21 protein-coding genes are annotated in these 24,229 nt (G+C 59.8%); 12 read left to right on the top strand and 9 right to left on the bottom strand.

Annotation, left to right across the window (positions count from 1 at the left end):
• Position 1: 1 nt before the first annotated feature.
• Positions 2-280: a hypothetical protein gene (locus tag GSQ93_RS01505; RefSeq protein ID WP_158933922.1), complete on the bottom strand. Its 279-nt coding sequence runs from the start codon at positions 278-280 to the stop codon at positions 2-4.
• Between the two features lie 140 nt (positions 281-420).
• Complete coding sequence (locus GSQ93_RS01500) at positions 421-1,665, bottom strand: MFS transporter (protein WP_158933921.1); 1,245 nt, start codon at positions 1,663-1,665, stop codon at positions 421-423.
• A gap of 341 nt (positions 1,666-2,006) precedes the next feature.
• Between GSQ93_RS01500 and GSQ93_RS01495 the strand changes: the two genes are divergently transcribed.
• Together GSQ93_RS01495 and GSQ93_RS01490 are read left to right on the top strand one after the other, a co-directional pair.
• On the top strand, positions 2,007-3,662 hold the full coding sequence (locus GSQ93_RS01495) for a methyl-accepting chemotaxis protein (RefSeq protein ID WP_158933920.1): 1,656 nt from the start codon (positions 2,007-2,009) through the stop codon (positions 3,660-3,662).
• A 199-nt stretch (positions 3,663-3,861) separates the two neighbouring features.
• Complete coding sequence (locus tag GSQ93_RS01490) at positions 3,862-4,311, top strand: hypothetical protein (protein WP_158933919.1); 450 nt, start codon at positions 3,862-3,864, stop codon at positions 4,309-4,311.
• Positions 4,312-4,386: 75 nt separating this feature from the next.
• Here the strand turns inward: GSQ93_RS01490 and GSQ93_RS01485 are convergent, their stop codons facing one another.
• The 3 genes from GSQ93_RS01485 to GSQ93_RS01475 all read right to left on the bottom strand — a co-directional run bounded on the left by GSQ93_RS01485 (position 4,387) and on the right by GSQ93_RS01475 (position 8,769).
• The gene (locus tag GSQ93_RS01485) at positions 4,387-5,862 is read right to left on the bottom strand and encodes an HDOD domain-containing protein (RefSeq protein ID WP_158933918.1); all 1,476 of its coding nucleotides are present in this window, start codon (positions 5,860-5,862) and stop codon (positions 4,387-4,389) included.
• 228 nt (positions 5,863-6,090) lie between these two features.
• Positions 6,091-8,124 carry a bifunctional diguanylate cyclase/phosphodiesterase gene (locus tag GSQ93_RS01480; RefSeq protein WP_254073708.1) on the bottom strand — a complete coding sequence of 678 codons (2,034 nt, stop codon included), beginning with the start codon at positions 8,122-8,124 and terminating at the stop codon, positions 6,091-6,093.
• 468 nt (positions 8,125-8,592) lie between these two features.
• Positions 8,593-8,769: a hypothetical protein gene (locus GSQ93_RS01475; protein WP_158933917.1), complete on the bottom strand. Its 177-nt coding sequence runs from the start codon at positions 8,767-8,769 to the stop codon at positions 8,593-8,595.
• A 38-nt stretch (positions 8,770-8,807) separates the two neighbouring features.
• Between GSQ93_RS01475 and GSQ93_RS01470 the strand changes: the two genes are divergently transcribed.
• From GSQ93_RS01470 to GSQ93_RS01460, 3 genes are all read left to right on the top strand, one after another.
• Positions 8,808-10,157 carry an EAL and HDOD domain-containing protein gene (locus GSQ93_RS01470; RefSeq protein WP_158933916.1) on the top strand — a complete coding sequence of 450 codons (1,350 nt, stop codon included), beginning with the start codon at positions 8,808-8,810 and terminating at the stop codon, positions 10,155-10,157.
• A 107-nt stretch (positions 10,158-10,264) separates the two neighbouring features.
• Positions 10,265-10,828 (top strand): peroxiredoxin, encoded by a 564-nt coding sequence (locus GSQ93_RS01465; RefSeq protein WP_158933915.1) that lies wholly within the window; start codon positions 10,265-10,267, stop codon positions 10,826-10,828.
• Positions 10,829-10,856: 28 nt separating this feature from the next.
• Entirely contained in the window at positions 10,857-11,351 is a 495-nt protein-coding gene (locus tag GSQ93_RS01460) for a hypothetical protein (RefSeq protein WP_158933914.1), read from the top strand.
• Between the two features lie 81 nt (positions 11,352-11,432).
• Here GSQ93_RS01460 and cydB read toward each other — a convergent pair whose 3' ends face one another.
• Both cydB and GSQ93_RS01450 read right to left on the bottom strand, forming a co-directional pair.
• Complete coding sequence (cydB, locus tag GSQ93_RS01455) at positions 11,433-12,440, bottom strand: cytochrome d ubiquinol oxidase subunit II (protein ID WP_174254566.1); 1,008 nt, start codon at positions 12,438-12,440, stop codon at positions 11,433-11,435.
• Complete coding sequence (locus GSQ93_RS01450; protein WP_158933913.1) at positions 12,437-13,936, bottom strand: cytochrome ubiquinol oxidase subunit I; 1,500 nt, start codon at positions 13,934-13,936, stop codon at positions 12,437-12,439. The genes cydB and GSQ93_RS01450 overlap by 4 nt, the downstream gene beginning before the upstream one ends.
• 459 nt (positions 13,937-14,395) lie before the next feature.
• Here GSQ93_RS01450 and sugE point away from each other — a divergent pair, with 459 nt between their 5' ends.
• The 6 genes from sugE (at position 14,396) to GSQ93_RS01420 (ending at position 22,291) form a co-directional block, all read left to right on the top strand.
• The gene (sugE, locus tag GSQ93_RS01445) at positions 14,396-14,716 is read left to right on the top strand and encodes a quaternary ammonium compound efflux SMR transporter SugE (RefSeq protein ID WP_158933912.1); all 321 of its coding nucleotides are present in this window, start codon (positions 14,396-14,398) and stop codon (positions 14,714-14,716) included.
• 430 nt (positions 14,717-15,146) lie between these two features.
• Entirely contained in the window at positions 15,147-15,785 is a 639-nt protein-coding gene (locus tag GSQ93_RS01440; RefSeq protein WP_158933911.1) for a DUF4126 domain-containing protein, read from the top strand.
• A gap of 98 nt (positions 15,786-15,883) precedes the next feature.
• A complete protein-coding gene (locus GSQ93_RS01435) occupies positions 15,884-18,388 on the top strand; it encodes an ABC transporter permease (RefSeq protein ID WP_158933932.1) in 2,505 nt (834 codons plus the stop codon).
• A gap of 84 nt (positions 18,389-18,472) precedes the next feature.
• Entirely contained in the window at positions 18,473-18,877 is a 405-nt protein-coding gene (locus GSQ93_RS01430; protein ID WP_158933910.1) for a group II truncated hemoglobin, read from the top strand.
• Between the two features lie 822 nt (positions 18,878-19,699).
• Positions 19,700-21,349, top strand: a complete 1,650-nt coding sequence (locus GSQ93_RS01425; RefSeq protein ID WP_158933909.1) for a GMC family oxidoreductase — start codon at positions 19,700-19,702, stop codon at positions 21,347-21,349.
• A gap of 57 nt (positions 21,350-21,406) precedes the next feature.
• A complete protein-coding gene (locus tag GSQ93_RS01420; protein ID WP_158933908.1) occupies positions 21,407-22,291 on the top strand; it encodes a sugar phosphate isomerase/epimerase in 885 nt (294 codons plus the stop codon).
• Positions 22,292-22,429: 138 nt separating this feature from the next.
• Here the strand turns inward: GSQ93_RS01420 and GSQ93_RS01415 are convergent, their stop codons facing one another.
• The gene (locus GSQ93_RS01415; RefSeq protein ID WP_158933907.1) at positions 22,430-23,296 is read right to left on the bottom strand and encodes a sugar phosphate isomerase/epimerase; all 867 of its coding nucleotides are present in this window, start codon (positions 23,294-23,296) and stop codon (positions 22,430-22,432) included.
• A 141-nt stretch (positions 23,297-23,437) separates the two neighbouring features.
• A complete protein-coding gene (locus GSQ93_RS38490) occupies positions 23,438-23,566 on the bottom strand; it encodes a hypothetical protein (protein ID WP_301952040.1) in 129 nt (42 codons plus the stop codon).
• 385 nt (positions 23,567-23,951) lie between these two features.
• Here GSQ93_RS38490 and GSQ93_RS01410 point away from each other — a divergent pair, with 385 nt between their 5' ends.
• On the top strand, positions 23,952-24,227 hold the full coding sequence (locus tag GSQ93_RS01410) for a hypothetical protein (RefSeq protein ID WP_158933906.1): 276 nt from the start codon (positions 23,952-23,954) through the stop codon (positions 24,225-24,227).
• Positions 24,228-24,229: the final 2 nt, after the last annotated feature.

Here is a 24,229-nt window from a genome sequence, read left to right as displayed (position 1 = left end):
GTTACCTTAATGGGTACCGCTGATTGTCCGGAACTTTACCTGCCTGAAGCGTGCAGTTGTCGACCACGCGCTTGATGGCTCGCGCATGATTCACCGCGTTTTTCGGCGTGCTCCACACACTGGTAATACAAAACTCGCCGCAGCGGCACTCAGCCGCGTTGAATGGACAATAAATCCGTCCCCACGCATGGCTCCCTCCTTGTTCGACGCGCCAGCCATGCGTTTCGGCGTGCCGCAATGCTTCTTCAATTTCCTTCTTCTGATGCTGTGATCGAGTCATCGTTAGCCCCATATTAGAGGAGCCCCACAAGGTTGTCAAGTGACAACCTTGTGGGGCTCCTGGAACGTCGACACGAAAACTCGTTTTAGAGTTGTGCGTTCGCCGGTCGGATGTGTGTTCTGCTCACATGACCGTGATCATCACGCTTTTGCCGTTACCGTTTTGTCCTTCGCATCCCGGGTATTTGGCAGCAGGATCGTCAGGACTCCGATCAGCGGCAGGAACGAACAAACCTTATAGACATAATCGATGCTCGTCGCGTCAGCCAGATGGCCGAGGACTGCTGCGCCGATGCCGCCCATGCCGAACGCAAAGCCGAAGAACAATCCCGCGACCATGCCGACCTTGCCGGGAATCAGCTCGGTTGCATAAACCAGGATGGCCGAGAACGCGGAAGCCAGGATCAGCCCGATCACCACTGACAACACGCCGGTCCAGAACAGGTTCGCAAACGGCAGCATCAGCGTGAACGGCGCGACGCCCAGAATGGATACCCAGATCACAACCTTGCGGCCGATCCTGTCGCCTACCGGACCGCCCACGATCGTGCCCACCGCCACGGCTGCGAGAAACCAGAACAAATGGACCTGTGCGATTTCCACCGGCAAATGAAACTTGCTGATCAGGTAAAACGTGAAGTAGCTGCTGATGCTGGCGAGATAAAAGTACTTCGAAAACACAAGCAACATCAGGACCGTCATGGCGAGCATGACTTTATTGCGCGGCAAGGCCGACACAGCGGCCGAGGCACGCGACTTCTTCACCGCCGGGTGACGCTGGTACCAGCGGCCAATGTTGGCCAGCACGAAGATGGCGAGGAGCGCCGCAGCCGAGAACCACGCAATGCTGCGTTGCCCATGCGGCATCACGACCAACGCGGCCAGCAAGGGCCCGAGGGAACTGCCCGCATTGCCGCCGACCTGGAACACGGACTGCGCAAGCCCGTGACGTCCGCCCGATGCCATCCGCGCCACTCGCGAAGATTCGGGATGGAAGATTGACGATCCACATCCGACCAGGGCCGCGGCGACCAGCAATACCGGAAAGCTTCCGGCCATCGACATCAGCAACAAACCGCACAGCGTAAAACCCATGCCGACCGGCAGCGAATACGGTTTCGGATGTTTGTCGGTATATAAGCCGACCAGCGGCTGCAGCAGCGACGCCGTGATCTGGTAAGTCAGCGTAATCAAGCCGATCTGCCCAAACGACAACGAAAACTCGCTTTTGAACATCGGGTAAATGGCGAGAATCAGCGACTGGATCATGTCGTTGAGCAAATGCGCAAAACTGATCGCGCCGAGCACAGAGAAGGCCGTTCGCGAAACGGCAGGGCTCAAGGCGGGGGCGGCGCCGAGCGCGCTTTTATCGATACTTGTCTGCATGATGGTGGCTTGAAGTTGTCTCTCGTCGTATTTCGTGGTCGGTCAGAAGCACGTCAGCAGCACGTCAGAAGCGCGTGAAAGCAACCGGATGCGCCGTCTGGTGATAATTTTAATGTGTCCTCTACGCATTGTCCGGCCAAAATTTGTCGCGAAACGGACAGTAATTTGCCCCCACGTGGAGCCCGGGCGCCCGCTTTTGGTGAGACCGACATCAGTTTGCAACATGTGCGGAAAACACATCTAAAGAAGCGCCGTTTCCCGCCGTAGACCATTGATGTAGCCGTGTGGCCCGCCCAAGAAGCAGGCCGTGCGATGCCAATCAAAACTGGGGAATTCAATAGATGAAACCGTTTTCGCTACGGGGCAATCCCGGCGCTGGATTTATTCCTGACGGCGGCGCCAAGGCCGCCTCCCGGGCGATGGCCAAGATCACCGGCACAAGCGGCCGTTCGTTGTCGGTCAAGGCGTCGCTTCGCCTCGCGTTCGCGTTGTTGCTGGTCGGTACGTTGGTTATCGGCGTGATTGCGCTGACGCAGATCAGCCGTCTCAATGGGTCGACGGAAACCATCTATCGCGAGGGGTATGTCGCCAGCCGGGACGTTGAAGAACTGCGCAGCGCCGTGCTGCGCGCGAGCCGCTCGCAAAAGATGCTGCTCACCGCGACCACCGCGAAAGAGCGCGACGAGCTGGGTACGGACATCGAACATGCGCTCGCTGATATCGGCCGCGAGCAACATAACCTGCAAAACTATGCGGACCCGACCGGTGACCAGAAGCGCCTGGCGACGGCCGTTGGCGCGTGGAGCACTGATCTACGGACCTTCGTCAAGCTGGTGAAGGAACAACCGCTCGACCTGTCGCAGATGAACTGGCAGGTCGGCATCATGGACGTCTCGCTGCTGGTGGCAACCGCCAAGCTGGAAAAGCTCGTGAATGCGCTGATTGAACAGCGTGGCGCGGCGGCCAAGGCGACGATCGACTCGGCGGCTTCCATTTATCACGAGTCGTTTGTGATGGTGGCGCTGCTGACGCTCGGGCTGATCGTGCTGGCGCTCGCGGTGAGCGAATGGGTTGTGCGGCGACTGGCGAAGCAGCTCGGCGGCGAACCGGTCTACGCCATGGAAATTGCAAGCCGGATCGCGGCGGGCGACCTGTCGAACCGCATCTCGATCGCAAAGCGCGACAACACCAGCATGCTTCACGCGCTCTCCGGCATGCAGAAGGATTTATCGACGACGGTCGGCGAAATCGCGGCCAGCGCGGAAGCAATTGCGTCGGCGTCCAGCGAAATCTCGCAGGGCAACGTGGACTTGTCGCAGCGCACGGAGCAACAGGCCGTCGCGCTGGAAAAGACGGCATCGAGCATGGAGGAGTTGACATCCACCGTACGCCAGAACGCCGAGAACGCGAAGCAGGCGAGCTCGCTGGCTTACAACGCGTCGGAGATTGCGGAGAAGGGTGGCGTGGTGGTCGGGCGCGTGGTCGCGACAATGGAACAGATCAACGCGAGCGCAAAGAGTATTGGCGACATCATCGGGGTGATCGAAGGCATCGCGTTCCAGACGAACATTCTCGCGCTCAATGCGGCCGTCGAAGCGGCGCGGGCGGGCGAAGAGGGCCGTGGATTTGCAGTCGTCGCAGGCGAAGTGCGCAATCTTGCTCAACGTTCGTCAGCGGCGGCGAAGGAGATCAAGGGCTTGATCCACACGTCGGTGGCGCGTGTTTCCGATGGCTCGACCTTCGCGCACGAAGCCGGCGCGACGATGGAAGAGGTCGTGAAGGCAGTCAAGCGCGTGACGGACATCATGGGCGAGATTTCGGCGGCTTCGGCGGAGCAAAGCAGCGGTATCGAGGAAATCAATCTCGCCGTGACGCAAATGGACGCGGGTACGCAGCAGAATGCGGCACTGGTCGAGCAGGCGGCCGCCGCGGCGCAGTCGCTGGACGATCAGGCGCATGCATTGAAACAACTGGTCGGCAAGTTTCAACTCGCGTGATGTAACGCGGTGTGCACGTTAATCGACGAATGCAGGCTTGCAGAACCGCAAGCCTTTGTTCTAGAATTCGCGACGGGTGCGGCAGGGCGCCCGGTCTCGCGAAAGTGAAAACACCTGTCACGCGTTATCGCTTCACATGGATAAACCGCAACGTTGAACCTTTAGCCGCAGCGAGAACGGCGCAACAAGGAGAAACGTCATGTGGTCAACATCCTGTCCCAGCTTTGCCAATTCCGAACTCACCAACACCGAATTTCTTCGACGCCACGCGCGCCGCTTGCTTCGTCGCGCTCACGCGGACAATACAAGCACGGCGATGCCCGTCGTGCGCCGCTTGCTGGCCGCGGGCGTCACCCGTGCCGATACACTCGCGGAGCTTCACAAAACGCGCACCGAGGTTCAGCTCAAGCACGTATTGAACATGCTGGCCGTCGAGCTGGGTCATTTCGGTTGGGACGCCTGCAAGCCGGTGCTCGACACGCGAGAGCCCGCCATCATCGACCGATACCGCTTCGATGCGGGCGCTTTCGGCGACTACGAGAAAGTGTGGTTTGCCGGCGCCGACGCCGCGCGTGAATGGCAGCGCGAGCATGGCGGGTATATCGTGGAGTACGGCGATCAGGCGGTGGCGATACTCTGGCGGGAGTGAGGAGAGGCCGTTCGCCGTCGCGTTGCCGGTTTGTGATCATGAATCGGCAGCGCGACCGTTGAAGCGCCAAAAACGCTAAAGCAACTCCACTTCCTTCCAGTCCGCATTAGAAAAAAAACGACTCAATTCGCGCATGAGTTCATTCAGCGCGGCCATTTCCGGCGGCGTGATCTTGCGTACGTTCTGTGCTTGTGTCCAGTCGCCGTAAAGCATGGCGACGGTCGAGCCGTTCGCCTTCACGGGCAGCAGCACGAACGCGTGCGCGTCGCCGAATGATGGTTTGAACCAGCGCGGCAAGCGGGCTTCAATCCGCGGATCGCGAGCATTCTCGATAAAAATCCCGACCGGGTTCGATATCGCCAAGTGGAACACGTCAGGCTCGAACGCCGCGGGAAATGTCAGCGACGGCAGCAAATTCTCCACGCCCGCCCCCAGTCCGAGCCGCGCGTGGAACTCATTGTTGGACTGGCGCACGAATACCACCGTGCGCGAAAACGCGAGCCCGGCCAGCACCGCTTCCGAGGCCAGCGCAAGCACCGCGCTCAGCGCGTTCTTCGACGGCAGCGAGCGCAAGTCTTCAAGCCCCGCGGCAATCCGCGCTTCCGCCGATAACCCCGCGCGCGCGATGGCATCGGCGTCCGCGCGCAGTTCCACGATCTCCCGCATCACGCCGTCGTTTGAGTCCTCGTTCGCGAGCGCGAGACTCATCGCGGCGAGCGTGGCGGCATCGGTTAGCAACGCGCGGCTGTAGCGGTTCGCGATGTCCACCAGCGATGTCTCGCGATGCATCTCGTCGACATGCTGCGCGGTGAGCGCATCGGCGACTTCGGTGGAATAGTTGGTGACCGCCTGCAGCCAGCGCACATGGCGCGGCGTTTTTTCATCGATCGGGGCGAGCGGGTCGCGCGTCAGCATGCCGGTGCGGATAGTCTCCGGCAGGCGCCAGCGGTCCGCGGCTTCCATGCCGATTTCCTCGAAGGTGACGCCGAGCAAGGTGCTGCACGCGAGGCTGTCGCTAATATGCTCGGCCGTGGCCTTGCGGCGCAACTGATCCCACTCGGTCTCAAGATAGAACGCCACCAGCAGCTTGCCGATCTGGCGCATCAGCGTGCAGACCACGGCTTCTTCCGACGCCCGGAACTCGCTGTGCTCAGTCACTTGCCGCGCAACGGTGCCAGACAGCAGCGTGCGGTTCAGTTCGAGTTTGGCGTCGATGCGCCGTGGCGCGCTTTGATGAAAGTGATCGACCAGCTTCAGCCCGACCACCAGGTGGCCGACCGCGTCCATGCCGAGCACCATCAGCGCGCGGGTTACCGTGGTGATGTTGCCGCCAAACGAGATGTACATCGCGGAGTTGGCGAGGCGCAACACCTTCTGCGTGAGGCCGAAGTCGGACAGAACGACCTGGACCAGGGCGGTGAAGTCCAGGTCGTCGTCGCTCATTGCGGACACAGTGGTGCGCAGAGCCTGGGAGAGCATCGGAAAGTCTCCGCGCTCGCTCATGCGGGCCCACAGCTTGTCCAGTAATTCGGCTTTGGAGTTGCTTGCCATGCGATTGGTGTCAATGCCTTACACGTTCCGGACCGGGTGCCCGGCGCGTCTTGAATCGTCGACCTGGGTCGAAGTGTAATGCGCGGAAATAAGTCTGCATAAATCCTGCACAAGTCCTGCATGACACTATAACGGCGCGGTGACGCGGAAGCTTTACAGCAGACCATCAATGAAACGCTGCAATAGCCCCCGTCTTTGGCCCTGCCGACGCAAAAACGTGACGGTATCTTATAAAGGCGCCTGGAGAAAGAGCGTTTTATCCTGAAAGCAACGCATCAGGTCACCGGCGGGCAGGGCCTTGCTGATCAGCCAGCCCTGGATCTGGTCACAGCCCATCTCAATCAACAGTTCGCGCTGCGCCTCTGTCTCCACACCTTCCGCCACCAGTTCCAGCCCCAGCGATTTTGCCAGGCCCACGACCGCAGCCACGATTGCCTGGTTGTTGCGCGAGGTCAGCAGGTTTTCGATGAAGCTGCGATCGATCTTCAGCTTCGACAGCGGGAAGCGCTGCAGATAAGAAAGGCTGGAATAGCCGGTGCCGAAGTCATCGACGGCGAAGGCAATGCCCAGCGCCGCCAGCGTTTCAAGCAGGCGGGTCGCTTCTTCCGGATCATGCATCAGCAGGCTTTCCGTGATTTCGAACACGAGCCGGCGCGGGTCGAGCCCTGTCAGCTGCAGCGCCTCTTGCACATTCTGCGTAAAACGCTTGTCGCGGAATTGCTGCGGCGAGACGTTCACCGAAACGTAATCCAGCACGAAACCTTCGAGGTCCCACTGCACCAATTGCATGCACGCAGCCTTGAGCACCCAGTTGCCAAGATAGTTGATCAGGCCGATCGATTCCGCGAGCGGAATGAACGCTGTCGGGGGAACGAGGCCGTGTACCGGATGCTGCCAGCGGATCAGCGCTTCGACGCCAACCACGCCGCCGCCGCGGCTTTCGGTGATCGGCTGGAAGTGGAGCGAAAACTCGCCGTTGCGCACGCCTTCGTAAAGATCGGCTTCCAGGTTAAGGCGCTCGGCGTTGCGGGGGTCGTCGTCGGGGACATGGAACACGACAATATTGCCGCCTGAGGTCTTCGCCTGCGCCAGTCCATGGTCGGCCATGCGCAGCAGGCTGTTGCTGGCTTGCTCGACCGCGTCGGGGAAGATGGCAGCGCCTATGCTCGCCGACAAATGCGTATGTTGTCCGCGATACCGGTAGGGTTGCGCAATCGCGCTCAACACCCGTCGCGCGACGTCTTCGGCCGCCGAGGCTGCTTCGGCCGAGGTGCCGGCCGACAACAGCACGGCGAACTCGTCGCTGGCGACGCGTGTCACACGCTCGCCGGCACGTGCTGCATGCTGGATGCGGCGAGCGGTCTCGCGCAGCATGTCGTCGCCAGCGTCGTAGCCAAGCGCGCGATTGATGCGCTGGAAGTCGTCGATATCCACCAGCAGCAACGCCGCGTGCGTGTGCGTATGAACGGCCTCGGCCTCGGCGGTATCGATCGCGCTTTTCAGCGCGGTCAGATTCTCGAGGCCGGTCAGCGGATCGTGATGCAGCTTGTGCTGCAGGGCGGTTTCGCGGTCACGCCAGTGCGAGACCTCAAATGCGGCGAGCGCGAAGCCGGGCCGATCCGGCGGGTGCGTGGCGAGGATCCGCAGTTCAACGAGGATTGGCGTGGTCAGGGATTTCAGCAGATGCAGCGTCGCGGTCTCCAGCTTGCCGCTTTGTTGTGCACGCGCGACGAGCGCATCGAGTTCATCGATTTCATGCGAAGGCACTAGCTCATGCAACGTCAGCGAGCTCAGGTAGTCGCGGTGATAACCCAGGAACTCGATGCTTCTCGCCGATACATAGCAAAACCGCAGCGAGGCATCCACTTGCGCCACGAAATCGACCGCGGCGAGGGTGGCTTCGGTGGCTTCCGAGCCGGCGCTTGGGGCGCGCTCAGCTTCATTGACCGCTGGAGGATGCAATAGATGAAGCGGCGCGGGCGAAGGCGAAGCTGCGACGGTCCGTCCTGCTTTCTTCCCCCGTGCAGCCTGCGACGTCGATCCGGGCAGGGTGAGCGGCATGGGCAGGGGCAGAAGGGGGTCACGGCCACCCGTGGCCAGCACGGGCGCAGGCGTGGCTTCCACTGTAGCGAACCTGACGACGCCGCTTGGGAACGTGGTCGCGATCAACGTCCTGATCGTCGCGCGCACGGTGGCGCTGGTTTGGCCGGCTAGGGCGATCCATGCATTCAAGCGCTGGGCGGTGATCCGTTTTACTGGCATGTTTCGGTTTATAGCCTGTCTGATTGCGCACCGGGCCGGTAGAGGCGCGGCGCACGCTGTCCGGCCAAGCGCGCTGCATCGGGCATCTGCTGGTGATGGTGCGGCGATACGGGCGTGAGCCACCGAAAAATTCGGTAACCGCGACTCGGACGCGTTCTTTGCAAGTTAACGGTTGTGCCCCGAAATTCTTTAGAGGAATAGCAGAGCGCCCGAGAGCCACGGCCCCGGCGGGTTTCACGCAATTTGTCGACATCACGATTTGGGGTAGAGTGCGGCTTGATAGTTACAAATGCTGAACCGGTCAGTTGGTGCGCGGAGCGTGGTGGTGAGCTATCGTCTGGCCGCTGTCCGACCGCTCATTGCGCTCTTTGTGTTTGTAAGTTAAGTCCGTAAGTTAAGTCCGTAAGTTGAATCCTTAGCTGACCCGTAGCTGGCCCTTAGGCCAACCTCTCAAGCTAATCGTTTGAGCTAACCGCTGTCTGGTCGCCATTCAGTCAACACCGTTCCATTGCTGCACGCCATGATCGCGTCCCCAAGCCGATTGCCGGAGCCGGCCCTGAAGCCAGGCGTATTGAACACGCTGAACGCACGCGTCATGTCGTGCGTCATGCCGCACGATATCTCGGCAATGGCCGTCCATTGCATCGAGCCCAAGTGCTCGTGCGAACGCAGCAGGTCCGACCATGCCGCCGGTTGATCGGAACCCGACCCGGCGCGCCGCGCGCAACGCCGCGGACAGCCCTGCGGCGGCGCCGAAGGACGCAGCGGAGCTTGCCGCGCCCGTTCTTCGCGAGCCGGAAAGCGTCTATCTCGGCCGCCAGCCGATCATCGATCGCAGCGGTGCGCTGCATGCCTACGAACTGCTCTTTCGCGATAGCCCGGACAATCGCGCGCGTATTTTCGACGACGTGCAGGCGACCGCCCACGTTGTCGCGCGTACGGTTGGCGAGATCGGGTTATCGGCGGTGCTGGGCGATCACCGCGGCTTCGTGAACATGAACCGTGACCTGCTGTTCGACGACATCGTCCACATCATGCCGCCCGAGCGCTTCGTGCTCGAGATTCTCGAGACCGTCACCTTCGACGCCAAACTTTTCAAGCGCTGCGCCCAGTTGCGCGCGGCCGGCTTCCAGTTCGCCCTCGACGACGTCGTGTCGCTCACCGAACCCTTGCACGAAGCGTTGCCTTACGTGGATTACGTGAAGGTCGACTTCCTTGCCACGCAGCGCGCCGACCTGCCCGAACTCGCGGCGACGCTCAAGCAACATGGCAAGACCCTGATCGCAGAAAAGATCGAAACGCATCAGGACTTCGAAGAAGCTAGCAAGCTCGGCTTCGACCTCTTCCAGGGTTACTTCTTCGCCCGTCCGCAAGTGCTAGTGACGCGTCGCTCAAATCCGTCGCGCACGGCATTGCTGCGTCTTCTGGGCGTGCTGTCGGGCGAGCCTGATATCAGCGAACTCGAGGCCGAGCTGAAGCTCAATCCGAACGTGGTCGTGCAGTTGCTGCGGCTAGCCAATTCGAGCGCGTTCAAATTGAGCCGGCCGGTGTCGTCATTGCGCGAGGCCATTGCCGCGACCGGCACCCGGCAGATTTCGCGCTGGACCCAGCTGCTGCTCTATGCCGATGGCCGCCACTTGCCGTGGCGTTCGGACCCGCTGGTGCAACTGGTCGGTACCCGCGCGCGTTTCATGGAACTGGCGGCGCGTGTCATGTGGCCATCGAGCGAGGAATTCGCCGATGCCGCCTTCATGACCGGCATCTTTTCGCTCGTGCATGTGGTAGTGGATTTGCCGCCGGTCGAGATCATGGATCTGCTGAAGTTATCGAAAGAAATGTGTGCTGCGATTGTCGATGGCCAAGGTCCGCTTGGTGGGCTTTTGCGGCTCTCTCAGGCCACCGAAAGAGGCGATGCGCCGGAGCTGGATTCGAGCATTGGCTCATGCGTGGATTTCAAGGTGTTGACGCCGGCTGTGCTCGCCGACCTGCAGTTCGAGGCGGCTACGTGGTTCGGTGCGCATCGGGTGGAGTAGGTATTGTAGGTATTGCGTTTGCTGCGTTAATGGCTGTCGCGGGGTTGTCGCGGCGTTGTTCCATTGTTTGTCCTGTCGTGCGCGGGTCACGAAAATAGAGGAGTCTCATGAAGCGAAAGTTTGCTGGGAGAATGCTGGGGGTGTCGCTGGGCGCCGCGTTGGCGGTGTACGCGCTGGTGGCTTATGCAACGCTAAAGCCGGGCGATCACGCGCCGGTGTTCACAGCGCAGGCGTCGCTTGGCGGCAATGTCTATGAGTACTCGCTCGCGGACGAGTTGAAGAAGGGGCCCGTCGTGCTGTATTTCTATCCGGCTGCGTTCACGAAGGGTTGCACGATCGAGGCGCATGAGTTCGCTGATGCCGTCGATGACTACAAAGCCCTCGGTGCCACGGTGATTGGCGTGTCGCACGACAACATCGACACGTTGAAGAAGTTTTCGGTGAGCGAGTGCCGGAGCAAATTCCCGGTTGCCGCCGACGGCGATGCGAAGATCATCAAGCAATACGATGCGACCATGCCGCTGGTCAGTTCCATGGCCAATCGCGTGTCCTACGTGATCGCGCCGGACGGTACCGTGATCTATGAATATACGAGCCTGTCGCCCGACAAGCACGTGGCGAACACGCTGCAGGCGCTGAAAGACTGGAACGAGAAGCACAAGACCCAATAACGTAACCAGCCCTGTAAGGTTTTGATCGATGCCGATTATTGTTGCGCTCGTTGCCCTGGTTGCCGTGATCTACGGTGCGTTCTGGTCGTTTCACGCGTTATCGGCGGCGTTCGGTGTGAGTGTTGCGATTGCCGCGGCGGTGATCGCGGTGCTGATAGTGGTGAGCATTGCCGTGTATTTCTGGCTGCGGTGGAAGGAAGTCGCACCGAATGTCCGCGATGGCGACTGGACCCACGAACTCAAGCGGGATTGGGGCGGCGTGCGGCTCGCGGCGGCCAAGCGTTTGTGCGAGGTGCGGGTAGGCGGTCAGGTCGGCATGTACATTTTTGCGGATCTGCATGGAGCGCGGATGGAGCCGGGCGCATCTGGAGCGTCGGGCGCGCCGGCAACGACGGCCGGCTGGCAAGTCGCGCTGAATGTGAAGGACTCGACACAGCCGCGCTGGAACCTGCCGATGCAGGACCGCCGTGAAGCGCACAAGTGGTGCCGGATCTTGGAGAAAGCCGCCGCCCAGACTTTGTAACGGGCGGCTTTTTCATACTTGCGTTTAGTGAGTCAAGCTACGGTCATTGGCCGTAGCTTGACTCACTCACTGCCGAGCGCGCTACATGTGATAGCCCATGTCGCCGCGGACCTTGCCGCGAAATACCCAATACGACCACACCACATAAAGCACGATAACCGGTAGCAGGAACATCGTTCCAATCAACAGGAACTGCTGCGAAAGCGGTGTTGTGGACGCATCCCACAACGTGACCGACGGCGGCGCGATGAAAGGCCAAAGACTGATCACCAGACCGGTGAAGGCCAGGAAGAACAACCCGATCGAGCACATGAACGGGACCACTTCCTTGCGTTTCTCTAGCGCCGACCACAACGTCCAGATCAGCAGCGCCGTCAGCACCGGCACCGGCGCGAACACGAAGCTATTCGGAAAGCTGAACCAACGTGCCGATATGCGCGCGTCCTTCAGCGGCGTCCAGATACTGATCAGCAAGATAAACGCGACCACGCCGAACAGCACTTTCTTCGCCATCCCACGTGCCCATTCCTGCAATTCGCCTTCCGTTTTAAGAACGAGCCAAGTTGTGCCCTGCAGCGCATAGCCAAAAATCAGCCCGACACCCGTCAGCAGCGGAAACGGTGCAAACCAGTCCCAGCTCGTGCCGGCAAATACGCGCCCATGAATGGGAAAGCCCTGCATGAACATGCCAAGCACGACGCCCTGCGAGAACGTTGCGATCAGCGAGCCGTAACCGAACGCGCCATCCCAGATCCACTTGCGCGCGCCCACCACTTCGCGGAATTCAAACGCCACGCCGCGAAAAATCAAGCCGAGCAGCATCAGCAGGATCGGAAAATAAACCGCCGGCACGATGATCGCAAACGCGAGCGGAAAGACCGCGAGCAGGCCTCCGCCGCCAAGGATCAGCCAGGTTTCGTTGAAGTCCCAGACCGGGGCGACGGAGTTGATCATCAACTGGCGTTCGACGGGGTCCCGACGCAGCAGGAACACCATGCCCACGCCGAGATCGAAGCCGTCGAGCAGCACGTACATGAATACCGCGAGCGCCAGGATGGCGGCCCACATCGGTACGAGGTCGAGCATCATGATCTCCTGGAAGGGGGGACGACGTCGTCCGGGCCGACGGGTTTGACCGCGCTTGCGCCGCCCGATGCATTGACCGATGCGCCAGCCGATGAACTAGGTGACGCATTGGCCGATGCCGCCGATAACGGCCGCGCCGCGCGCGTTTCCGGTTGCAGCAGGTCGTGATCGGTATCGACGTGTTCGTCGGCGGGGCCAATCCGCACAAGCCGTCGCAGCAGGATGAATCCCGAGCCGAATATCACGATATAGGCCAGCACGTAGAGCAGCCACGAGAGCCCGACATCGGCGGCTGTCAGCGACGGCGTGACCGAATCGCGCGTGCGCATCAGTCCATACACGGTCCACGGCTGGCGGCCGGCTTCGGTGGTCGTCCATCCCGCCAGCACGGCGATAAACCCCAGTGGCAGGCCATACGTGGCGCATCGCAGCCAGCGCGTACTCGCCTCCAGTTTGCCGCGTGCGAACAGCACGATGCCCGAGAGCACCAGCGCGAACATCAGCAACGCGATACCGACCATGATCCGGAATGCGAAGAACACGACCGCCACGTTCGGCCGGTCTTCACGCGGGAAGTCTTTCAGGCCTTGCACCGTGCCGTTCGGATCGTGGGTGAGATAAATACTGCCGAGCACCGGAATAGAAATTTCGAAATCGTTGCGCTGGTTGGCCTGGTCGGGAATCGCGAAAATAGCAGCGGGCACGCGCGAACCGGTGTTCCACAGACCTTCCATCGCAGCGATCTTGGCCGGTTGATGTTCGAGCGTGTTGAGACCATGCGCATCGCCGATAACCATCTGCACCGGCACCATGATCACGAGAAAGATCAGCGCCATCTTGGTCATCACGCGGCTTTCCTCAAGCGCGCGACCTTGCCGCAAATAAAGCGCGCCGACGCCGAGAATCACGAACGCGGCCGTCACCAGGAACGCGCTGACTGTATGGCCGAGGCGGTAAGGGAAGGAGGGCGTAAAGATGGCGTCGAAGAAACTCGTCACTTCGAAGCGGCCGTCGGGAAGAATTCGGTAGCCCGCTGGTGTCTGCATCCAGCTATTCACCGCGAGAATCCAGAACGACGAAATCACCGTGCCGGATGCGACGAAAACCGCCGCCAGCACGTGAGCCCATTGCGGTACGAGCTTGCGCCCAAAGAGCAGGACACCGAGAAACGCGGCTTCGAGAAAGAACGCGGTCAGCACCTCGTAGCCCATGAGCGGGCCGATCACGCTGGCGGTGGCATCGGTGAAACGGCTCCAGTTGGTGCCGAACTGGAACGGCATTACGATCCCCGACACCACGCCCATGCCGAATGAAACCGCGAATATCTTCAACCAGAACGCAGAGAGCCGCCTATACACGTCCCGCTTGCTTAACCACCACAGCAATTCAAGCGTCGCGATAAAACACGATAACCCGACCGTAAAGGCTGGCAGCAAGATGTGAAACGCAATCACCCAGGCAAACTGGAAACGCGACAGCAAAACGGCATCGAACTCCATGAACACTCCGGGCGAGAAGTTTCAGATGAGTAATTCAACGGCGCGCCAGCCACGTCATGACGCGTGAATGCGGCGTTGGGTCGTGGCCGTTGCGGCGGTGTTTAACGCATCGACCGCTGCGTACTGGTTTAGATTAAAGCAGGTTTTCGTGAAAGGACGTTTTTATTTCACGGTGCGGTTCGAGGAAGGATTCACTGCTCGAACGGATTGGCACAGCGCATAAAGCTGATGTCGGCAAAGCGGCTGCGGGTTATTTCAGCTTTTCGTATTTGTTATGACTGAGCGCAAAAAGCGGTGTATTAGAGGCTGAATCCGGCTCGAATGCCGATGAATTCTCTTGGCCGGCAAGCGACCGAATTCCATCGCCGTTATAATTACACTTCTATTACATGCCGCATGGACGACCTTGCGCGCCTCAGTCACATCGGGGACGGCCCCGTTTTTCTACGGGAGTTCCATGTGTCCTGGTTTCTATTGCTGATCGCCGGCCTGCTTGAAGTGGCGTGGGCCGCAGGTCTCAAAACCTCCGAAGGTTTCACACGGCTCTGGCCGTCAGTGTTCACGCTGGTCACGGCTGTGGGCAGCTTCGTGTTACTGGCGATGGCGATGCGCCAGTTGCCGCTGGGTACGGCTTACGCCGTGTGGACGGGTATTGGCGCGATCGGGGCGTTCGTGTTCGGGATTGTCATGCTGGGCGAAGCGCTGACGGTCGCGCGGGTCGCGAGTGCTGCATTGATCGTGGTCGGGTTGATCGGATTGAAATTGTCGTCGGGGCATTAAATCCGATGGTTTAGCGCACTGCAGCGGCCTTTTGTCGCGGCCCGTCGCGGACTATTAAAGGGATCGTAAAAATGACCGTTAAGTAGTACGAGGCGGAGTTCAGGGCCGCGTGTTCTTGGTTTCGTGATTAAGGGCTGAATCAGGAACGTTGGGTGCTGAACACGTTGACATATGGCGCGATGCATCAACACGCTGCGCGTGGCTATAATGACTTTCAGTTGTCTTGAAAAATTCACCGGGTTCGGCGGCCTATTGGTCGAATGAATCCGGACAGCGCCAGAATAAGGTGGGCCGGGTTAGTACCGGGCCGCATCCATTTATCCCCAGCCCGTCGCCGAGTAGCTTGAGCGGCGGGTCAGGCACTCGTAGCAAGTACGCCGGAATCTACCGGCGCCTGGGCACGGGGCGAGCAGCGCGCAAGGAGACGGTCATGCTTGAAGCACTTTCGCTGGCAGCGGGTCTTTCGTGGGCCAGCGGGCTGCGACTGTACCTGACGGTGTTCGTCGCGGGGCTGTTCGAGCGCATGGGACTGGTCCATTTACCCGACACCCTCGCGGTGCTCGGTTCTCCGTGGGTGATCGGCGTGGCGGCAGCGCTCGCCGTGGTCGAGTTTTTCGCCGATAAAATCCCCGCCTTCGACTCCCTCTGGGATGCCATCCACACCTTCATTCGCATTCCTGCCGGCGCAGTGCTGGCCGTTGGCGCTTTCGGTCACGCCGATCCTGCGTTGCTGACCGTTGCCGCGCTCGCTGGCGGTACGCTCGCGGGTGCCGCGCATCTGGCGAAAGCCGGCACGCGGGCACTCATCAATTTATCGCCGGAACCGGTGTCGAACTGGGTGGCGTCGGCGACCGAAGATTTCGGCGCGTTGCTCGGCATTACGCTCGCGTTGTTCGTGCCGCTGCTGTGCCTGATCTTGATCATCGCGTTCCTGTTGTGCGCCGGCTGGGCATTGCCGCGGCTCGTGAGAGGCGTGCGCGGCGGCTTTGGGAGGATGGCCAAGCACATGGTGCCCGTCAGCGCCCGTGTGAATCCGGGCGTCGGCCGCTTCAGGAGCAAGCACGATTGAGTACGAGTAGCCTGGGCGGCGAGTTGAAGCAAGATCCAAAGCAACATTCAAAGCAGCAAGGACTGAGCTTCGCGCAAATTGCGCGTCAGTCGTTGAGAATGACCGCGCGCGACTGGCGTGCGGGCGAGTTGACCATGCTTATCCTCGCGCTCGTGCTGGCGGTTGCCGCGCTCGCGAGCGTCGGGTTTCTCGGCGACCGGATGCGTCAGGGGCTGGAGCGTGATGCCCGGCAGATGATCGCCGCGGATTTTGTCGTTCGCGCCGATCATCCTGTCGATCCCGCGTTCGCCGCTGAAGCGGCTCAACTCAAGCTCGATACCGCGACCACCGCGATCTTCCCGAGCATGATCAGCGCGGGCGCATCGGGCAATGGATCCGCTCCGCCTGTCGCCCGCCTCGCGGCGTTGAAGGCTGTTTCGCCCGGGTATCCGCTGCGCGGGGCGGTACGCATCGCGACTGCGGTCGATCAACCTGGCACGCCCGCCACCTCGATTCCCGCACCCGGCACCGTCTGGGTCGACCCCGCGTTACTCGATGCGCTGAAAGTACCCGTCGGCGGTACCGTCCGCGTTGGTACGCAAACATTCAAGGTAGCGGCGGTCATCACACGCGAACTCGATCGCGGGTTCTCGTTCGTCAGCTTTTCACCACGCCTGATGATGCGTGCCGATGAACTCGCGTCCACCGGCCTCGTCACGTTCGGCAGCCGCGTGACCTATCGGCTGCTGGTGGCGGGAACGGATACGCAGGTCAAGCAGTTCGCCACGTTCGCTCGCGCAAAAGTGGACGATGGCAAGCTGCGCGGCGTCGCGCTCGAATCGCTGCAGGACGGCCAGCCGCAAGTGCGTCAGACCATCGACCGCGCCAGTCATTTCCTCACACTTGTCTCGCTGCTCACCGCGCTGCTCGCAGCGGTTGCCATCGCGATGGCGTCGCACCGCTTCGCGCGCCGGCATCTGGATGGCTGCGCGGCGATGCGCTGCCTCGGCGTGAGCCAGGGGACGTTGCGGGCATTGTTTATCGGCGAATTCCTGGCTGTCGGGTTGCTTGGCAGCGCGGTGGGTGTCGTCCTCGGCTTCGGCGGGCATCTGGTATTGCTGGACTGGCTTGGAGCGCTCGTCGATGTCGAATTGCCATCGCCCAGCGTCTGGCCCGCGTTGCAGGGGATTGCGACCGGACTGGTGTTGTTGCTTGGTTTCGCTGTGCCGCCATTGCTGCCGTTGACGCGCGTGCCACCGGTCCATGTCATTCGCCGGGAGCTCGGCGATGCCGGCCGGGTAGCGTGGATCGCCTACGGCGTGGGCGTGCTGCTGTTCGCCGGCCTGCTCGTGCTCGCGGCGGGCGAATGGAAATTGGGCGGGATCGTGGCGGGCGGATTCGCGGGCGGTCTGGTTGTATTTGGCGGTATTGCACGCGGGGCGCTCTGGGCGGCCGCGCGGTTTGTGCGCAGCGAACGTGTGGGCGCGGGCGTGGGCTGGCGTTACGCGCTGGCGTCGCTGGAGCGGCGCAGCGGCGCGAGCGCGCTGCAGATCACGGCGCTCGGCATCGGCCTCATGTGCCTGCTGCTCATCGCGATGACGCGCAGCGACCTGATCGCGGGCTGGCGGCAATCTACACCGCCGGACGCACCGAACGAATTTCTCATCGACGTCCAGCCTGACCAGCGCGCCGGCGTCACCGATTACCTTTCTGAACATGGCCAGGCCGACGCGGTGTTGTCGCCCATGGTGCGTGGTCGCCTGATCGCTGTGAACGGCAAGACGGTCAGTCCCGACAACTACGAAAAGGCCGACGCAAAGCGTCTGGTCGACCGCGAATTCAACCTTTCGTACACCACCGAATTACCCAGCGATAACCGCGTGGTCGGCGGTGATTGGTACGGCACGGACGGAAAGGCGCAGGTATCGATAGAAGAGGGGCTCGCGAAAATCATCCACGTGAAGCTCGGCGATACGCTGCGTTTCGACGTCGCCGGCATGCAGGTCGAAGGGCCGGTGACGAGCCTGCGCAAGGTTGACTGGAATTCGTTCAAGGTGAATTTCTTCGTGTTGATGCCGCCGCCGTCCATCAGTGATTTGCCCGCAACGTTTATCACGAGTTTCCATTTGCCGCCGGGGCAGCAGGGTTTGATCGACGGCTTGATCAATAAATATCCTAGCGTGACCGCCATTGATATCGCGCCGATTCTTGCGCAGATCCAGCGCGTGCTGGAGCAGGTAATTGGCGCTGTGCAGTTCCTGTTTGTTTTCACGCTCGCGGCGGGCGTGCTCGTGCTGTACGCGGCGCTGGCCGGCACGCGTGACGAGCGTGTGCACGAGTCCGCGTTGCTGCGTGCGCTCGGGGCGTCGCATAAGCAGGTGCGTTCGGTGCAGACGGCGGAGTTCGTGGCAGTGGGCGCATTGAGCGGGCTGATGGCGGCACTTGGCGCGCAGGGAATTGGCTGGGTGCTGGCGACGTACGTGTTCGAGTTTCACATCGATTTCAACCCGTGGCTCGTGCCGGCGGGCATCGTGGCGGGTGTCGTGTGTTCGGGGGTGGGCGGCTGGATGAGCCTGCGCCGCGTGCTGTCGCGGCCAGCGCTGCAATCGTTGCGGGATGCGTGACCGAGACCCACGCGTCCCCCGCTACCCAAGAGAAACCACGAAGCGCTTATTGCGCCATGTTCCGATTAACCCTGAAGAAAACGCATGACCGAAGCAAATATTGAACAAGCGCCGCAACCGACGGCATTTGAACTCGTTGGCGGTGAGGAGCGCGTGCGTGCCCTTGTCGACCGGTTTTATGACCTGATGGATCTCGAACCGGAATTCGCGCCTTTACGCGCGTTGCATCCACCCACGCTCGAGAATTCCCGCGATAAATTCTTCTGGTTCCTGTGCGGCTGGATGGGCGGTCCGGACCATTACATCAGCCGCTTTGGGCACCCGCGTTTGCGTGCTCGCCATATGAACTTCGCGATTGCATCGCCGGAACGGGATCAATGGTTGCGATGCATGGCGTGGGCAATGGAAGACGTGGGACTCGACGCGTCCTTGCGCGAACGCCTCCTGACGTCCTTTTTCGATACCGCCGACTGGATGCGCAACCGCTGATTTCTCTGCATGCTGTGGCGATTGTATGGGCGCGCATCCAGTCAATGAGGCCGGGTTCTGCGTTTGCCTGAACCGCGGCCAGCTTTACCTCCGCAAGCGTACGGATGAGGCCGTTGTACTGACCGAAATCTCGCCAACATCCCCTCCAACTGTGTTTTGCGAGTCAGTCAATTACCGAAATGTTTGCACCTTTTCTGATATCGATGAAAAGCACGCAAGCAATACCGACTGTCGTCACAATCGCAGCCGCGCCGAGCGCAGCAAAACCAATCCATGTGGCTGGCAAAGCAGAATCCAATATGACGTACACGTCGATTGGACTCATATGGGGGGCGAACTAAAGGGCATAAAACTCTTGTCCTCAGGTTACCTTCAAGGCCCCTGTAGGTAGCGTGTGGAAGGCGTTGACGGTCAGAAGGCGAGAATGCGACTTGCTGTCAACGTTCGACTTCAACGCGTTTCCGACGTGTTAAATGCCTGGATGCTTAAGCGTCGGCATTCAAAATTTTTTGGTCAACTTCGCACTTCCTTGATCTGCTGAAGCAGAGTGACGAGCTGTCGTTGAGAGATAGACGTTGAGTTTAAAACTGACGCACCTGTGCGTCACTGTGCGTCGATAAGTGCAGAGGTGCGAAATTGAACAAGGGTATTTGATTGGGAATACTGATTAGACTATGCCGTAATCCGTCTGCGGCCGGTTGATTCAAGTCCTGATGAATTAAGTCCTGATTCAATTGAGCGTCCTTCCTAGACGGCCGTACCCCGTTTGTCGCGATAAAAGTCCTGTCGGGAACCGTCGCTTCACAATCATCCAGATACAACATGAATAAGCTTCGGTCGGCGAGTGCAACTTATGTGGTCGTAGGTGGGGGAACGTCAGGCTGCGTCGTTGCGTCTCGCCTCTCCGAAGACCAGTCTGTGACGGTCATCCTTCTTGAGGAAGGTCCGAGGGATTCAAGCCCCTACATTCGCTTCCCCGGCACTTACTACAAGACCGCACAAGGCGGGCTACTTAAGCGGTATCGTTGGGAGCCCGAAATTGGCTACGAGCGTGACGAGAACGACACCATGGCTCAGGCGAGTGTCCTCGGCGGCGGCAGCTCTGTCAATGGCATGGTCTACGTGCGAGGGAACCCGCAGGACTACGACAGTTGGGAAGCCGCCGGTGCCCATGGATGGGCATTCCGGGACGTGCTCCCCTATTTTCGGCGCGCGGAAAGCAATGCCGATTTCGCAAACGAATACCACGGCACGCGCGGCTCGATCGGTATCAGCTTCCCTGCAAGTGTTCATCCGCTGACGCGAAAATGGCTGCAAGCTTGCCAGCAGTCCGGCCTGCAGTATGTTCATGACTTCAACGGTGGCGCGCAAGACGGCTGTGGGTTATATCAGGTAGCCGTCAAGGATGGGCTGCGCTCGAGTTCCGCAAGTGCCTATCTGCGGCCGGCGGAGAAGCGCGGAAACCTCACGGTGCTGGTCGGGGCGAAAGTGCTTCGAATCCTGGTAGAGAAGGGCCGGGCCGTGGGCGTTGAATACACGGTTGACGGTGAGAAAAAGCAGGTCTTTGCGGACAGTGAAGTCATCGTGTCGTCGGGAACGATCAATTCACCCAAACTCCTGATGCTCTCAGGTATTGGTGATGCCGCGCTGTTGGAGCAACATGGCATCGAAGTGCATGCCGACCTTCCCGGCGTAGGCAAGAATCTTCAGGACCACCTCGAGATGTCGTTGGTCTATCAAATGAGAGCGGGCGCGGACAGCTACGACAAGTTCAAAAAGCTGCACTGGAAAGCGTGGGCTGCATTGCAGTATGCCGTCGCACGCAGTGGTCCCATCGCGTCCAACCTCATCGAAGGAGGGGCGTTCTGTCGAGGGACACAAACGGACCTGCCGCCTGACCTGCAGTATTTCTTTATTGTGGGCGCCGGCGTTGAGGAGGGTACGCAGAGTGTGCCGGGCGGAACCGGATGCACGCTGAACTTCGAGCATGTACAACCGCGTTCGCGAGGAGAGGTGTCGTTGCGCAGTGCGAACCCGGATGACCCGCCCCGCATTGTGCCCAATTACATGGTCGAGCAATACGATGTTGAGCGGCTGGCCGAAGGGTTTCTCATAGGTCAGGAAATCATGAGCCAACCTGCAATACAACCGTACATCGATCGCGAGCACTATCCTGGCCGGCAGTTCGCGAGCCGCGCGGAAATGGGCGAATACCTTCGAAAGAACGCGCGAGCCGCGCTTCATCCTGTCGGGACATGTCGAATGGGCAGTGACCCACTCTGTGTAGTTGACCCGGAGCTGCGGGTTCGAGGGATTGTGAACCTTAGAGTCGCTGATGCGTCGGTGATGCCCCGCATTCCGTCGGGCAATACAAACGCCGCTTGCACGATGATTGGCGAGAGGGCGTCGGACATCATCCGCGGTAGAAGTCTTGCTAGTCCAAAGTCGGCGCTGACCGAGAGCCAAGCTTAGTCGAAGCGGCTCGAATGGGTGTGCTTACTCAAGCTACCGTATCTATGGGAGTCAAAGGTGTTCCTTGATAAGAACCGTATCACGTTCAATACCACCGTCGCGAAACACTCGACGTTGGTGATCGAACTTGATATTGCACGAAGCGCTGGTTACACGGCGGTAGAAATAACGCAGGACAAGGTACGAAAATATCTCGATGCGGGCTATTCGGTCGATGACCTGCGTCGCGAGCTCGACGGCTTGATGGTCCACGGAATAGGTGCGCTTGTCGACATCGAACGGCAGGGCACCGCTGAGAAGGATCTCTCTCGTGAGGCGGATAAGCTCTTCATGTTGGCTTCTGCGATCGGGGCCAAGGGCGTCCAGATTGTCTCGGGGCCGTTGGATGTTCAGGCGGTCATTGATTTCAGAGCGAACGGGTATTCGAAGCGTTACACGGGCGTCCTTCAGCATTCTCACGATGACCAGGTGAAGCTGACCGTGAAGAACCTCGCCGCAATTGCTGGCCGCGCTCGTGACTATGGCTTGACCGTGTATCTTGAGGCGCTTTCATGGACTCCGCTCAGTTCGCTTGAGCAGCAAATAGATGTCGTAAGGCGAGTCGCCTGCGATAACTTGAAGCTTGTTATCGACTTCTGGCATTGCTACACGTCGGGAGCAACGCCAGAACAGCTGTCGAAGGTTGACCGCGATTACATCTATGGCGTGCATGTATGCGACTCCTTGCCCTATCCGGGTGGCGTACCGCTGGAGCCAATCTTGCGGGATGTGCGAACGGGAAGCGGGGTATTGAACCTGCGAGATTGGACAGACGCTGTGAAGGCGACGGGCTTCGACGGCTGGTGGTGCAGCGAGACATTCTGCAAGAAGCAGCAGCAAGGTAACAGCTATGTAGTGGCCAAGGAATTGAAGAGGCAACTTGAAACGCTGGTCTTCAGTTGATGTATCGGAATAAGCATCGAAATAAGCATCGAAAGCATCGGAAGAAGCCCGTAGCAGCATCACACAGGCTTCATTCATTTACCCTATGCGCTTGGTCACGACGAATCTGTAAAAACGATATCGCACCCCGTGCGTTTTTCAAGCCGGATTGAATTGGGCAATGGTCGTATCGAAGGCGTGCTTGGCGCGTACGTCGACGGATGCCTTGCGGAGGAAGTCTGAGAGTATTTCCACCCCCCAATACTTTTGATGAAATCCGGCTGCTTTCACGGCATCGATGAAGGACGGGCAGTTGAATTCGCCCTCGCCACATGCCTTGCGGTGATACACCGAGTCGTGCATCAACGTGCCGATTGCGCTTGCGTTAGCGTCGTTAAGCTCAACTCCCTTGATAAGGTTGGCAGGGACCGCGGCAACATCCTCATAGCGTGTGCCGCTACGGACGACGTGCCAGATATCAATGATCAGGCCGCCATTTTCCCGGTTACTGCCTTGTACGATAGGCAGTGCGTCTGCAAGACTTGCAACCTTGCAAAACGGCATGAATTCAAGTCCAACCGTGGCGTTTATCGTACCGAAGTCGTCGCAGAGCTTCCCGAACTCGTCGGCCATCTGACTGTGATTCGTGGGAGAGAGGTCGAGGTGGCTGACTCCGACCTTTAGATTGCACATTCCCAATTCGCCACCGAACTCCAGGAACTCTCGACGTGCGCGGTCAGATGCTTTGCGACGGTCATCGGTCGTGTACCAGTCCATCAGGATTTCGAGTTCGAAGAATTCGAGGCCGTTGTCTTTCAGGATGCGTCGAACTCCGGTCGCACCGTATTTCTGTACGCTGTAGCGGCAATCGTCGAGGCTTAACCCAATGCCCTTCCAGCCAGCGTTGGAAGCGGCTTCAGCGCGCACAGCGAGGCTATCCGGGCTAATCCATTCTGCATCGTCGGGGTTTGTGTCGCCCGCAATTGTCCAGAATGCTGCGAGCAATTTTGTGTCTTTGCCGGTCATTTCATTCAAACCTTGAAGGTAGTTTCATTCGATCAACCGCCGAGCCTCAGGCTTTCTAGACGGGTTCCGTTATGTCACGGGAGCGGCGAAGCGCTTCCGCTTAAGCCGGGCCATGGCGAGTGTCTTTGCACTTGCGAGAACTCAATCATCAAGCTTCCCAATATCGAGGCCAAAGCGGCTAAGGGTGACCACTTCAACACCCAACGGAATGTTGCGCGTCAGATAGGCGGTCAGGGTAAGCACCGTTGCAGCAATCAAAAGCCGTCTCATGTCTCGTATGCTGATCGTACCGTTTCGTCGTGCCGTTTCGGCATTGCGGCCGCTGCGGATGTGGTTTTGATGTTCGCCCCTTGCTTCCCCCAGTATTTGACTTCAAAACTCCTGCCGCAACTTCGCAAGTCGGTCGCGCAGTGACGCACACTGGCGCAGGACAGGTGGTTCGCTGGATACTCTGTCATTGACCGGATAAGCCACAGGTAAGCCACGAATAAGCCACAAATAAGCCACGAATAAGCCACGAATAAGCCACGAATAAGCCATGGAGGAGCCGCGTCAATCCGCGCAAGTCTGCGAGGTATTGCGAACTTGATTGGCGAGTGTCAGCGGAGGAGACTCTTTCTCACCTTGCTACAGTCCTGCACCCAGGAGAAGAGAAATGGATCCCTTGCCTCTTGCCGGTAACTTGTCGCTCTATGCGTTGCTCAGGCAAGCTGTACCGGAAACGGTGCTGGGCGCGTTCGCCGCAACTGTTGTTATCGGACTGTTTCTTTGGCTGGTGGCCATTTGGCTCTGGTTCTGGCGGCCGGACGCGTATCCGGCGAGTGCCATGGAAAAACTCCGGAATACTACGGATATTAAAATCGCCGAATCCAACAGCGCTTTGGTCGACGCACGAGTAATCGAAACGACTAGCCATCCCGCCGGCCGGTGAAT

The sequence above is a fragment of the Burkholderia sp. S171 genome (genome assembly GCF_009766085.1).
In the GTDB taxonomy this organism is placed as follows: Bacteria; Pseudomonadota; Gammaproteobacteria; order Burkholderiales; family Burkholderiaceae; genus Caballeronia.
Note: the sequence above shows the minus strand (reverse complement) of the source record. Positions and strands in the feature narration are given on the sequence as shown.

What these genes read in the sequence shown, in the direction of transcription:
- GSQ93_RS01505 (WP_158933922.1), bottom strand. Translation starts at nt 280, where the DNA reads ATGACTCGATCACAGCATCAGAAGAAGGAAATTGAAGAAGCATTGCGG.
- GSQ93_RS01500 (WP_158933921.1), bottom strand. Translation starts at nt 1,665, where the DNA reads ATGCAGACAAGTATCGATAAAAGCGCGCTCGGCGCCGCCCCCGCCTTG.
- GSQ93_RS01495 (WP_158933920.1), top strand. Translation starts at nt 2,007, where the DNA reads ATGAAACCGTTTTCGCTACGGGGCAATCCCGGCGCTGGATTTATTCCT.
- GSQ93_RS01490 (WP_158933919.1), top strand. Translation starts at nt 3,862, where the DNA reads ATGTGGTCAACATCCTGTCCCAGCTTTGCCAATTCCGAACTCACCAAC.
- GSQ93_RS01485 (WP_158933918.1), bottom strand. Translation starts at nt 5,862, where the DNA reads ATGGCAAGCAACTCCAAAGCCGAATTACTGGACAAGCTGTGGGCCCGC.
- GSQ93_RS01480 (WP_254073708.1), bottom strand. Translation starts at nt 8,124, where the DNA reads ATGCCAGTAAAACGGATCACCGCCCAGCGCTTGAATGCATGGATCGCC.
- GSQ93_RS01475 (WP_158933917.1), bottom strand. Translation starts at nt 8,769, where the DNA reads ATGCAATGGACGGCCATTGCCGAGATATCGTGCGGCATGACGCACGAC.
- GSQ93_RS01470 (WP_158933916.1), top strand. Translation starts at nt 8,808, where the DNA reads ATGCCGCCGGTTGATCGGAACCCGACCCGGCGCGCCGCGCGCAACGCC.
- GSQ93_RS01465 (WP_158933915.1), top strand. Translation starts at nt 10,265, where the DNA reads ATGAAGCGAAAGTTTGCTGGGAGAATGCTGGGGGTGTCGCTGGGCGCC.
- GSQ93_RS01460 (WP_158933914.1), top strand. Translation starts at nt 10,857, where the DNA reads ATGCCGATTATTGTTGCGCTCGTTGCCCTGGTTGCCGTGATCTACGGT.
- cydB (WP_174254566.1), bottom strand. Translation starts at nt 12,440, where the DNA reads ATGATGCTCGACCTCGTACCGATGTGGGCCGCCATCCTGGCGCTCGCG.
- GSQ93_RS01450 (WP_158933913.1), bottom strand. Translation starts at nt 13,936, where the DNA reads ATGGAGTTCGATGCCGTTTTGCTGTCGCGTTTCCAGTTTGCCTGGGTG.
- GSQ93_RS01440 (WP_158933911.1), top strand. Translation starts at nt 15,147, where the DNA reads ATGCTTGAAGCACTTTCGCTGGCAGCGGGTCTTTCGTGGGCCAGCGGG.
- GSQ93_RS01435 (WP_158933932.1), top strand. Translation starts at nt 15,884, where the DNA reads ATGACCGCGCGCGACTGGCGTGCGGGCGAGTTGACCATGCTTATCCTC.
- GSQ93_RS01430 (WP_158933910.1), top strand. Translation starts at nt 18,473, where the DNA reads ATGACCGAAGCAAATATTGAACAAGCGCCGCAACCGACGGCATTTGAA.
- GSQ93_RS01425 (WP_158933909.1), top strand. Translation starts at nt 19,700, where the DNA reads ATGAATAAGCTTCGGTCGGCGAGTGCAACTTATGTGGTCGTAGGTGGG.
- GSQ93_RS01415 (WP_158933907.1), bottom strand. Translation starts at nt 23,296, where the DNA reads ATGACCGGCAAAGACACAAAATTGCTCGCAGCATTCTGGACAATTGCG.
- GSQ93_RS38490 (WP_301952040.1), bottom strand. Translation starts at nt 23,566, where the DNA reads ATGAGACGGCTTTTGATTGCTGCAACGGTGCTTACCCTGACCGCCTAT.
- GSQ93_RS01410 (WP_158933906.1), top strand. Translation starts at nt 23,952, where the DNA reads ATGGATCCCTTGCCTCTTGCCGGTAACTTGTCGCTCTATGCGTTGCTC.